Source organism: Mycolicibacillus koreensis (assembly GCF_002104795.1).
Classification (GTDB): Bacteria; Actinomycetota; Actinomycetes; order Mycobacteriales; family Mycobacteriaceae; genus Mycobacterium; species Mycobacterium koreense.
Map to the genome: position 1 here is coordinate 1 of NZ_NCXO01000072.1, position 10744 is coordinate 10744.

At 66.2% G+C, this 10744-nt stretch carries 10 protein-coding genes and 1 pseudogene; 1 reads left to right on the forward strand and 10 read right to left on the reverse strand.

All coding sequences use genetic code 11. The annotated features are described in order from the left end of the window. Nucleotides 1-484: 484 nt before the first annotated feature. The 10 genes from B8W67_RS19170 to B8W67_RS19220 form a co-directional block, all read right to left on the reverse strand. Nucleotides 485-772 carry a hypothetical protein gene (locus B8W67_RS19170; RefSeq protein ID WP_085305707.1) on the reverse strand — a complete coding sequence of 96 codons (288 nt, stop codon included), beginning with the start codon at nt 770-772 and terminating at the stop codon, nt 485-487. A gap of 15 nt (nt 773-787) precedes the next feature. Beyond that, the gene (locus tag B8W67_RS19175; protein ID WP_085305709.1) at nt 788-4120 is read right to left on the reverse strand and encodes a tape measure protein; all 3333 of its coding nucleotides are present in this window, start codon (nt 4118-4120) and stop codon (nt 788-790) included. Between the two features lie 875 nt (nt 4121-4995). Beyond that, the gene (locus B8W67_RS21030) at nt 4996-5136 is read right to left on the reverse strand and encodes a hypothetical protein (RefSeq protein WP_163796988.1); all 141 of its coding nucleotides are present in this window, start codon (nt 5134-5136) and stop codon (nt 4996-4998) included. Then, the gene (locus B8W67_RS19190; RefSeq protein ID WP_085305715.1) at nt 5133-6020 is read right to left on the reverse strand and encodes a hypothetical protein; all 888 of its coding nucleotides are present in this window, start codon (nt 6018-6020) and stop codon (nt 5133-5135) included. Before B8W67_RS19190 ends, B8W67_RS21030 begins: the two co-directional genes overlap by 4 nt. 27 nt (nt 6021-6047) lie before the next feature. After that, complete coding sequence (locus B8W67_RS21595; protein ID WP_264033564.1) at nt 6048-6179, reverse strand: hypothetical protein; 132 nt, start codon at nt 6177-6179, stop codon at nt 6048-6050. Beyond that, nucleotides 6172-6546: a helix-turn-helix domain-containing protein gene (locus tag B8W67_RS19195; RefSeq protein ID WP_085305717.1), complete on the reverse strand. Its 375-nt coding sequence runs from the start codon at nt 6544-6546 to the stop codon at nt 6172-6174. Before B8W67_RS19195 ends, B8W67_RS21595 begins: the two co-directional genes overlap by 8 nt. Before the next feature lie 276 nt (nt 6547-6822). Further along, nucleotides 6823-8208, reverse strand: a complete 1386-nt coding sequence (locus B8W67_RS19205) for a DUF3631 domain-containing protein (protein ID WP_085305720.1) — start codon at nt 8206-8208, stop codon at nt 6823-6825. Beyond that, entirely contained in the window at nt 8205-8621 is a 417-nt protein-coding gene (locus tag B8W67_RS19210) for a DUF2742 domain-containing protein (protein WP_085305722.1), read from the reverse strand. Before B8W67_RS19210 ends, B8W67_RS19205 begins: the two co-directional genes overlap by 4 nt. Continuing rightward, nucleotides 8618-8833: an excisionase family DNA-binding protein gene (locus tag B8W67_RS19215; RefSeq protein ID WP_085305724.1), complete on the reverse strand. Its 216-nt coding sequence runs from the start codon at nt 8831-8833 to the stop codon at nt 8618-8620. Before B8W67_RS19215 ends, B8W67_RS19210 begins: the two co-directional genes overlap by 4 nt. Nucleotides 8834-9377: 544 nt before the next feature. After that, complete coding sequence (locus B8W67_RS19220; RefSeq protein ID WP_085305726.1) at nt 9378-10484, reverse strand: tyrosine-type recombinase/integrase; 1107 nt, start codon at nt 10482-10484, stop codon at nt 9378-9380. Between the two features lie 112 nt (nt 10485-10596). Here B8W67_RS19220 and B8W67_RS19225 point away from each other — a divergent pair. Further along, a pseudogene (locus tag B8W67_RS19225) lies at nt 10597-10744 on the forward strand (IS3-like element ISMyma3 family transposase); the annotation flags it as partial.

Consider the following 10744-nt stretch of genomic DNA (forward strand, 5'->3'; position numbering starts at 1 on the left):
CCTTCAATCATTTGGCTACGACACGCCGGTCACCAAGATCAGGTCCCGACTCGTACACCACTCTGGTGGACGCAACCCTCTGGAGGGAATCTAGGGGGCCGTTTTCTGCGCGTGTGCGGTGCGCGCTACGAAGAGTCTGAGGAAGAACTTTCCGCAGTTGCGGAAAGTTTCAGTTGGCCGTCCTTGCGGTACGGACGAGCAACCGGGCTTCAACCGAGAGACGGTGAGGCAGGAGATTGCAGCAGGTGGCAATAAATTGTCACCTAGCCCCACCGATGTCGAGCCGGTGCGACGGGAGGCTCGACCGGCACGTTGTCTGCGGCGTCCTTTTCGGCCTTGAGGCTGGAGCGAAGCTCAGTCCATGAACTACCTACGAGCGTAGGCAGTTCAGACTCTTCGTAGCGCGCGGCAGTTGCAACGATGAGCGTTGCGACCGTCACGCTGGGCGTGTCAGTTGCCGTCATGGTGACGGTGACTGCAGCGGCTACTGGGCGTCGAGGTCGCGCATCAGTCCTTGCTCGATGGCGGCTGCGGCGCTCTCGGCACCGCCGGCCAGGGCGGTGAACGCGCTGACGTAGGAGCCCAGGAAGGACGCGGCAGCTCGGGCGACGCAGTCGAAGCACCCACCGAACTCGTTGGCGATCCCGCCGGCGGCGTCGAGGCTGGCCCCGGAAACGACCGCCAGGGCGAGGCGCTGGAAGCGGATGGCCTCGATTCGATCAGCGGCGGTGGTGTTGCCGGCTTGGCGCAACGCGCACGGTTCACAGTTCATGGTGTCTCTCCGTTCTTAGCGGCCTGGGCCCGAATTCGCGATGCGCAGGTGCCGCTCCAGGTCGCGGCCTTGCCCGTCTTCGGTCATCCGGTTGTTGTTGACCGTGATGTTCGTGTCGCCCTGCTGCTGGCCCGGCTGCTGCTGCCCGTCCTGGCCGCCCTGCAGCGGCGGGGCCTGCTGACCGGCCATGTTCGGCAAAGCGGGGCGTGCCCCGGCGAACCCGGACGCCAGGCGGCCAAACCAGGAGTTACCGAAGTTCGCCAGCGGCGAGCCGGAGGGAAGCAGGGTTTCCATCAGCCCGGACACGCCGATGCCGGCGACCTGACCCATGTAGCCCACAGCGCGGTTGGCGAGCTTCATGCCGATTTGTGCGGCCTGACCGGCGCCTGGCATCAGCAGATCCAGCCCTTGGGCTGCGGTCATCGCGGCTTCCATTGGCAGACCGTCCATGCCGGTGAATCCGGGCCCGCCGGGACCGGCGACGGGAGCGACACCGGTGTTGACGGACAGCCCAGGCGGGCCGGTGAACGCCGTGCCGCTGCCGGGATTCGGGAACGGCACGTTCGTCGGGGTGGGGCCGGGAGAAGGCCCGTAGGAAGGTGTCGCCGGAATATAGGACGGCGTGGTCGGCCCTACCGGCATGTAGTAGTGCTTCTCGAATTGCGGGTCGAGCGCACCAACAGCCGGCCCCCCGTATTGGGCGCCGCCACCAGTGTTACCGCCGCCCTCGAACGCGACACCATTCGGCAGGGTCGCAGCCATGTGACCGCTCTGCCCCGGATACGGGTTGACACCGACATTCAGCGCGCCAGGCATGTAGCCGGGCAGGAACCCGAGCTTTGCCGCCTCGGCATCAGACGCAAAGTTCGTGGTGGTGAACAACCGCCCCGGTGACGTTTTCCCCGTCTGCAACATCTCCACCAGGTCAGAGATCGACCCGGAACAGTCCGCGAGACCGTTCACCAGATCGGAGGCGGGCGCGTACTTCACCCGTCCACTCGATGCCTGCGCCAACGCCATCATCGCGGCCACATTCCCGCCGCCGGGATAAGGCTGGAGCGCCGCCGGGCCGAGCGCTGCTGCCGCATAGCCCATATCGCCCATCGAGCCGCTGCCGACGTTGCTGTAGATTCCGCGGGCGGCCATGTTCTGCGCGCCGAGGATGCCCATCAGCCCGTGCCCGCCCTGAATCGGGTTTGCCTGCGAGATAGCTGACAGGGCACCCATCATCGGGGCGAACGCCAGGCCGGCGAGGAACTTGGTGATGTTCTCCGCGATGCCGGCCAGGCCCTTGCTGATGCCGAAATCGGAATCAAGCTGGGTGCCGATGTCGCCGAGGTCGGCGGTGACGCCGTGCATCGTCTTGGTGAATTTCTTGGCCTGCGACTCCTGGGCTTCCCGCAGTCGTGCATCTGCCTGCTGCTGATCCCGTTCGGCCTTGGCAACATCGTTGCGGGCCTTGATTAGATCCTCGGCGGTGGCGGCGTTGGTCTGCTCGAGCTGATTCAAGCGGGCCTTCTTCTCGGCCAGCTTGTGGTTCGCCTCGATCCACGACGACTCGGCCGACATGATCGCCGCGGTCCGTGGGGCGCCGGGAATCCCCGGAGGCAGCGCGGACGGGTCATAGGGCAGAACCGGAGCCTCGGGTAGCCGCGGGCCTTTCGCGCCCTTGCCGTCAGCGCTGTCACCGGGGGGTGCCACAATCGGGGCACCCGCGGGTCCGGTCGGGTCCGGCGCCACCAGGTTCGGATACCAATCCTTGTAGAAGTTGTGAGGTGGCGGCTTCTCTGCACCTGGGTCAAACCCCGGAAACAGTTTGTCTAACAAACCCTGCGAAGGGGAATCCGCCTCACCGGGGGCCGGGAACTCGCTAGGACGCATCCGGTGCTTGTTCTGGTCGTTCATCCCCTTCCAGAGCTGGCTCGGCTCGGTGATGTAGCTCGCCCCGACCTGCAGCGGCGTGTACCAGGGGATGTCTTCGCCGGTGACTTTCTCGGCGGCCTTGTGGCCGATGGCGGTCGGAATCGAGATAGTGGCCAGCGCCGCCGCTGCCGCCCCGGCGAGACCCGGAATCCCGGCGAGGCGGGTGGTGACCAGCCCCAGATTCGACGCCAGCTCAGCCGCCGCGCCGATAGCTCCTGCGGTCTTCCACGTCACGAACGCAGCACCCGCGGCCAGAATCAGCGGCTCCCAGCCGCCGATGAGGTCGGCAATGTCAGCGACAAGCCCACCGAGTGTGGTCGCCACGTCGATGGCGGACTCGAAGAAGTTCTTGATGTCGTCCTGATGTGCGGTCACCCACGCACCCAGGTCGTTGATGCGGTCGGTGAACGCATCCAGGGCGGTCTTCAAATCGTTCACGTCGTCGGTGGGCTTACCGAACACCGCGCCTAGGAAGTTCGCACCCAGGCGGGCGAACGCGGTTTGCAGGTTGCCGATGGTGCCCTCGATGGTGTCGCCGGCAGACTTGGCGAACCCCGAAGCGTGCTCCTCCACTGTTTTGAGCAGATCTTCTAGGCCGACCTGACCCTTGGAAATCATCTTGGCGATCTCATCGCCTGACTTGCCCATCGTCTCGGCAAGCCAGGACTGGATCGGCAGATCACGGAGCTGGTTGGTCAGCTCCTCCATCGACACCTTGCCGGTGTTGGCGATATTCAAGAAAGCGTCACCGATGTTGTCGATGTCGGCGCCGGCGAACCCGGCCGCATCCGACACGTCAGTCATGAACCGTTTCAGGTCACCCGTGTTCGACGACAGGGCGCGGGTGGCGATACCGAACGCCTTATCCAACGCATACGGGGTGCCCTCGACAACATCGTTGACCGTCTTCATCGCCTGCTCGACGTTGATGGTCGCCTTGCCGGTCGACTCCAGAACACGGTTGAGGTTGTTCAGCCGGTTCGTCGCCGCATCAATCGACTTGTACCGCTCGAAACCCTTGAACAGCGTGTACCCGGCGGCACCGATCAAACCACCAGCAGCGGCAGTGAACGCCAAACCCAGCGCCCGCCCCGCCAGCGCACCAACCTTCCCGGCCGCCCCCTCGTAGCCCGCCATCGCCGACGTAAACCCGCTGACACCAGGAATCGAACGAGTCAACTGCGAGCCGAACGCACCCCCGAACTCGCGTCCAGCAGCCAGGCCGTGCGCCCCGAAACCCTGCAACATCTGCCGGCCAACCTGATCGACAGCCTTGCTCGCCCGGTCCATCTCGGCGGTCACGTTCCGCGAGAACTCGGTGCCCGCGCTCTTACCGGCATCGGCGAAGGTCGTCTCGATCCGCTTGGCGGATTCCTTGGCGGACCGCTCCTCGAGTCGGGTTATGACGTCGACGAATATGGGCATCGGTTAATCCTCCTCGGGCGCCGGATGCGTAGCGGCGGGCCGCCAGGCGGCGTTGCAATCGTGCTGCAACGTCACGCTCAGAAAGTCAGCGAAGTGGCCGGCCTTGCCGCCAGGCCAACCCTCCGCCCCAACTTGCTCGTGCTCGTCGGCGAAGTAGCACCAGCACGCTTGCTCGGCGCCGTCGTAGCGTTCACAGCGCGGCCAGTTCGCCGAATCCACCAGCGCGTGGGCCGGACCCGACTTGACCACCGGCCGCCGGCGCCTCACGACACCGCCCCCGTAATCCCATAAACCGGCGGGGCCGGGCGCCGACCCCGTCGCGTCCCCTCATCGCTCTCATCGTCGGATTCATCGCCCGTAGGAACCCCCAATTGAGCCAAAATCCGCCCAAAAAGGGCTCTTTGTTGCCGAATTTCGACCAGTGCAGGATGCGCCCGACGCCCCTGTGGCGACTCATCCAACACCCCTTCGGAGTCAACATGGGACTGCAACGCATCCAGCGCATCCGCAGTCCGGCACGCCTCCCGCAACAACACCAATTCGTGTTCTGCCAGCACAAACCTTTCCACCGTCGAACGCCACAACCGGCGCCCGGCAGCCTTCAACCCACGCGGTGCGGCCGGGGTATCAGACATCGGCGCGGTCCTTTCGTCAGCGGGCTGTCAGCGGCTCATAGGTCGATTTTTTGTCGGTGGCTCCCCCTCGGAACGCCTATGCCGAGAGGGGCGGGAGGGGGCGGGTCGGGGTCACGGCCCACCCCCTTTGGGTCGGCGGGGTGGTTTGGGTGCCCCCGAGCCCGCTGCGCGCCCACCAGTTAGCGCGGCGGCGGGTCGGGGGCAGGTACGCGGCGCGGCACGGCCAGACGCGCTGCGTGGTCATTGGTAGCCCCATGCTGTCGGGTAGGGCGGGTTGTGGTATCGATTGGGGTCGGTGTTGCCGAACGCTGAGCGGAGGTCGGCGACTCGGGGTGGGTGTTGCTGTTCGGTGTCGTCGGTGTCGGGTTCGGTGTTGGTCATCGCGCGCTCCTAGGCGTGGCGTCTTCGAGGCGGTAGGGGTTGGGTTGGGGTTCGCGTTCGATGAGTTCACCGTCAACGCTGCGGTAGTGCTTGGGCGCGGCGGCCTGGTGGGCGTCGAAGGTGTGTTCGGCCCAGGCGCGGAAGCGTTCGCGGGCGGCGTCGATGGTGTTGAGTTGTGCTGTGTCGGTGAGCCGGAACCACACGGATTGGCGGTGCTGACCGTCGCGTTTGTGGAACAGTTCGCTGGCTTTGAACAGGTCGATGTCGCTGGTGCTGCACATGACTGCTCGGGGGTGGATCCAGTTGGCGAGTTCGCCGAGGCTGGGGCCACCGGGGCGTTTGATGAGTTCCGCGGAGCCGCCGGGGGCGAACAGTGCGGCGAGCTGGGCGATGCTGTTGGCGGTGGTGACGTCGGCGTTGAGGCCCTGCCAGAGCTTCAGGCCGGCGGCGTCGGCGGTTGCGAGGAACTGGTCAGCGGAGACGCCGGGGTCGATGCGTTCAGCGGCCGATGCGATGCCCTTAATCGCTGCGTCGAATTTGGGGCGGGCGGCGTCGAGGATGGCGTCCGCTGCTCCGTCGCGGAGTTCGCGGTGGAAGCGGGCCATGAAGGCGGACTCGGCGCGGCGGCCTAGTTCGTTTCGGAAGTTGACGCGGGTTTGGTCGAGGGCGGCGGCGTCGATGAGCTTGGTCAGGCTGGTGTCGGTGAGGGTGCCGTCGGTGACTGCGTCGACCAGGGCGGCGAGTGGGTCGGTGTTGGGTGTTGCGGGGGTGCGGGCGATGGTGCGCACCGCATCGACGAGGCGCGTGAGTGCGGTAGGTACGGGGATGTTGGCGGCGTTGGCGTGGTTGATGATTGCGCCGGCGCCGAGCATGCTGAATGCCATTTTTCGTCTCCTGGTGCTTGCGAGTGGTTAGCGGAAGGTGGCCCAGTTGGCCGGGTATGGCGAGGGGCGGGCTTCGGCGAGTAGGGCGGCGAGTTCGTCGCTGGTGAGGGAAGCCAGATAGTCGACTACGCGGTCGCGGAGTTTGTCGCTGTCAGCCATGCTGCAATGTCCCTTCGAGATGTTCGTCGATGGCTTGGGTGTCGAGGAACCAGCGGCCACCGATGCGTTTGCCGCCGAGCTGGGGTGCTAGGCGGCGCGCGTGTCTCTGGGAGACGCCGAGGGTGGCTGCCGCTTCGCCGATCGCGACCATCATGGTTTCAGTTTCGGGGATTGCGACATCGGCGGTGTCCGTTTGTCCGTTGTCGGACATGGCGCCTAGGAACGCCCTGGCTAGCGCGTCGTAGGCGCCGCTGCGGGGTAGTCCGTTTCGGCGCCGGTGGGCAATGGCGATGAGTACGGCGTCGGCCGCGGCGCGGAGTGCCGGCCCGGACACGACGACGACGCCGGGCCAGTGCTGGACGCTCATTGTCGCCACTCGGCGTCTGGGTCGCTGGTCGCGTAGTGATGGTGGCGCCACCACTCCCGCGGTTCGGGTGCGGGTTCCGGTTCGATGTGACGCCGGGGCTGGCGCGCCCTCTGGCGGTGGGTGGGCCAGTTCGGCCCCCGTGTTCCGCGGCTCATTGGTTCCTCCTGCGGGTGCGTTCGATGCGGCGTTCGAGGCATTCGTGGCACCGCCAGGCGTGCGCGGCGTCGAGGGGTTGCCGGCAGTCCCGGCAGCGGCGTTGGGTGGCGGTTGCGGGGGTCACTGGTCGTATCCCGACATGACGGCGGCGTTGATTTGCTCGCACCTTCGGCAGCGTGTTCCGACCACCTGCGGGTTGACGCCGCAGTCGGTGCACCCATCGGGGGTAGATGCGGACTCATCCGCTACATCGGCTCCGCCCGCTATTGGGTCTGCGGGGCTGGGACCGGAAACACTTGGTACATCCGGTACATGCGGACCAGGTTCGTCTTGTGGTGGGTCGGATGTACCCGATGTACCGGATGTACCGGGTGCCGGGGGAAGGTACCGAGACCATGCGTCGGCGAACTGTGTCACGACATACCCGTGGAGTCCGCGCTCCCCCACGTGTTTCTTCGACCCGATGTCGTACTTGCGAAGGCGTTGAGACAGGCCGCGGCTGTCGAGCGGTTCACCGCGGCGAATCGTTGACCAGGGAGATTCCTCCAGTCGGTTGAGGCCAGACAACAGTTGTTCGGTGGTCAGCCGGTCGGTGGCCGTGTCATCGAACACCTGCTTGATGTCCTTCAGCAGCAGAACACCGATTGTGGGTGCCCTCTCTTTGGATGCCGCTACAAGCGCTACGGCCGCTACACGGGCTTGCTTGGGCCAATTGCCGCCGGCGAGGTCCGCGACCGTCAGCAGCGCCTCCCACACGTCGGCGTCACGGTCGGTGACCTGCTCGGGGATGTCAGGCCAAAAATCGCCGGCCAACCGTTCGGTGATGTCCTCTGACGCTGACCATGCAGCGAGTCGGTCCCGCAGCGCGTGCGCCTCGGGATGGTTGACCCGCGGCCGCCACGGCTCGACATGCTCGTCGGGTGCGCGGCGCCGCATCCGCACCACCACCGAGCGGGTCATGATCGTGTCGGGAAGATCATCGAGTCCAGCGAGCATGACCGCGCAGTAGGCGGGCAGCTCCTCGGTCTCAACAATCTTGCCGCGCATGACGCACCGGCCAGCGGTGGCACCCTTGCGGTGGCCGGCGTTGAGCATCCCGCGGATGTCCTCATTGTCCTTGGCTTTCGGACCGAACACCGTGTCAATCTCGTCGTAGAGAATGGTCGGAGCGCCGTCCTCGTCGGAGACCTTGCGGAACAGGTAGGCGGGTGTCGTGTTGACTGCGTGCACCGGACGCGGCACCAACGGTTCGGTGACCTCCAGGGCACGAGACTTCCCTGAACCCGGCTCCGGTGACAGAAATGCCATGCGCGGCGTCGATTCCCAATGCGGCATCAGCCAGGAGTGGGCAATCCACAGCACATGTGCGGTGAGCGCGTGACTGCTCGGGTAGGCGACGAATCGGCCGAGGAATTTTCGGATGTCATCGAGCAGCGTGGCGCCGTCAGGGTTGTCCTCGGCGTACCAGTCGCGGAGGTCGTCGGCGTAATCATCGGCAGGACTCATCGCGACACCCCCTCCCGCTCGATGCGCCCACTACCGCGGCGCTGCTGGATCTCGCGGGCGACCTTGGGCCAGTCGGCGGCCGCGCTCACGGCGCTCGATGCTTCGGCGGCAGCGGCCTGGGCCACCTCGACGCGCAACGCATGGTGTTCGCCGGCCACCGCGACGGCCAGCAGTTTCCGCGGGTCGCCATCGCTCAGCTCGCACCAGCTCGGCGTGCCGGCGGTCGGAATCGGCCCGCAGTTGGCCTGAGCCACAGCGGCCTCGACGAACTCATGGACAAACCACCAACTGACCTGACGGGAGGCGAGTCGTTCGCTAGACTGGGTGCCACGGTTGATGTTTGTCGAGGTTGCCGGTCCTGTGGCGGGGCCGGCTTCTTCTTTCGGGGGGCCTCCCCGCTGCGGTGCGATCATCGGGCGCCACCGCCGACCGGCCGCATGAGAGCGTCGAGTTTGTCGGCGTCGACCTTGAGCAGCCGGGGACCGACGCGCACGGCTTCCAGATGGCCCGCAGATACCCACCTGCGGATGGTGCGGTAGTGGACGCCGCAGCGTTCGGCGGCTTCGTTCAGGCCGATGAGTTCGGGGTGACGGCGCTCGCGCCGATTAATAGATGCCGTGGGCATAGGGAAACCACCTTGGCGGTTTCCGAGCGGCCCAATCGGACTCGGTTCTGGCAGGTCTGCCGGGCGTGAACCTTACTGCGGCTCAGAATACAGCATGACGTGTCCGAGACTGTGCAACCACGCCCCGATGTGTGTCATTGTGCCCCGCGGTCGGGACGGGGGAGAAATACTTTCGCCGGGTCACCGGGAGCGCCCTTCGCGCAGTCGCGGCGAATGTCGTCGACCCACTCGTGTTGCCTGACGTGTTCGCACAGCATCCAAAGCCAGCCGCCGGCATGCATGTCCGCAAGGTCTTCGAGTCCGCCGGCCCGGTCGCCGGTGTGCCGCTTGTCCGGCCGGTTGTATCCGAGCCAATGCCACTGACCGGCTGTTACGCCCCGGTCGGGAACCCGGGATGACGGAGCGAAGAACTCCAACCCTCGTGGGGCTTGCCAGACGTGCATGAGCAAGCACCCCTTGCTGCGGCAACGGTATTCAGCCAGTAACGCCCCCTTGACGCCCGCTCGGTAGTGGCCGACCGCTTCATCCCATGACTCCTGACGATTCATCCGTTGCCTCCCCCTGTCGCCAGCCTCGAAAGCCGATCGGCGATTTCAGCGTCACGCCCCTCGGCGACATGCTGGTACTGCATTGCCATCGCCGGGGTGGTGTGGCCGAGCCGGTGCATCAACTCGGCGGTGGTGGCCCCGGACTGGGCGGCCAGGACCGCGCCGAGGTGGCGTAAATCGTGGACTCGCAGCGTGGGCCGTCCGATGGCCTTCCGTGCTGCCTCCCAAGGGTATTGATAGTGGTGGTGTAGGACATGGGAGCCGTCAGGGCGAGAGAACAGCAGCGACTCGCCGCCCTTGGCGACGTGCGCGGTTAGGTGCTTTTTCAGCGCCGGCCGAACGTGCGGCGGCACTGCGACCGTGCGGATCCCGGCACTGGTCTTCGGTTCCCCGACGTGACAGCCGCCATCCCGGTAGGTCACCGCCCGCCGGATGTGTATCGCGCTGCAATCTGATTCAACGTCTTTTCTGCGGAGTTCGGACGTTTCGCCCCAGCGCAGCCCGCACCACGCCGCGAGTGTCACGCTCATCTGTAGGCGTTTGGGCATCTTGGCGGCGAGCCGGTCGAGTTCGGCCGGGGTGAGCACGTCGACCTGGCGGCGCCTCTTGGTCTGGGATGCCTTCGGGATGCGGCAGGGATTGCCGTCGAGGAGTTCATCTTGTACGGCGGTGGCGCAGATCGCGTGTAGCAGTGAATAGGCGTGCGCATTGCGGGTCGGCGCGTCGGTGCCCAGTTCGGCGTGCCATTGACGCACGCGGGCCGGGCTCAACGTTGCCAACTTGATTGCGCCGAGGTCGGGCAGGATGAGCCGGTCGAGCAGCGACCGATACAACTGGCGAGTGCGGGGGCGTAGGTTGCGCTGCTCAAGCCAGCGATCGGCGTAGGCGGTCAGCGTCACCCCATCGGAGCGTTCAACGGCGCCCCAGGTGCCGAGGTCGATTTTCCGGCGCTCCTGGGCTAGCCAGCCTTCGGCGTCGGACTCGCGGCTGAAGGTGCGCGGCGCCATGTGCAGGTTGCCGTCAGGCCCGACGTAGCCGGCTTGCCACCGTCCGCCTGGGCGCTGACGGAGTCGGCCGAACGCGCGGCGCTTGCTTCGGGCCATCGGCTCACTCTGAACCGCCCCGGTGAGTCCGGAGACTTCATCTCTTGTGAAGGATGGAGTCGTGGGAAGTTCGAAGAAGTATCCGGCCGAGCTGCGTGAACGGGCCGTGCGGATGGTCGCCGAGGTGCGCGACCAGTACTCCTCGGAGTGGGCCGCGATCGAGTCAGTCGCGGCCAAATTGGGGATCGGCACGGCGCAGACCCTGCTGACCTGGGTGCGGCGTGACCAGATCGATTCCGGCACCCGCCCCGGAGTGACCA

Excerpts from the sequence above, each read along its gene's own strand:
- B8W67_RS19170 (WP_085305707.1), bottom strand. The coding sequence starts at position 772 with ATGAACTGTGAACCGTGCGCGTTGCGCCAAGCCGGCAACACCACCGCC.
- B8W67_RS19175 (WP_085305709.1), bottom strand. The coding sequence starts at position 4,120 with ATGCCCATATTCGTCGACGTCATAACCCGACTCGAGGAGCGGTCCGCC.
- B8W67_RS21030 (WP_163796988.1), bottom strand. The coding sequence starts at position 5,136 with ATGACCAACACCGAACCCGACACCGACGACACCGAACAGCAACACCCA.
- B8W67_RS19190 (WP_085305715.1), bottom strand. The coding sequence starts at position 6,020 with ATGGCATTCAGCATGCTCGGCGCCGGCGCAATCATCAACCACGCCAAC.
- B8W67_RS21595 (WP_264033564.1), bottom strand. The coding sequence starts at position 6,179 with ATGGCTGACAGCGACAAACTCCGCGACCGCGTAGTCGACTATCTGGCT.
- B8W67_RS19195 (WP_085305717.1), bottom strand. The coding sequence starts at position 6,546 with ATGAGCGTCCAGCACTGGCCCGGCGTCGTCGTCGTGTCCGGGCCGGCA.
- B8W67_RS19205 (WP_085305720.1), bottom strand. The coding sequence starts at position 8,208 with ATGAGTCCTGCCGATGATTACGCCGACGACCTCCGCGACTGGTACGCC.
- B8W67_RS19210 (WP_085305722.1), bottom strand. The coding sequence starts at position 8,621 with ATGATCGCACCGCAGCGGGGAGGCCCCCCGAAAGAAGAAGCCGGCCCC.
- B8W67_RS19215 (WP_085305724.1), bottom strand. The coding sequence starts at position 8,833 with ATGCCCACGGCATCTATTAATCGGCGCGAGCGCCGTCACCCCGAACTC.
- B8W67_RS19220 (WP_085305726.1), bottom strand. The coding sequence starts at position 10,484 with ATGGCCCGAAGCAAGCGCCGCGCGTTCGGCCGACTCCGTCAGCGCCCA.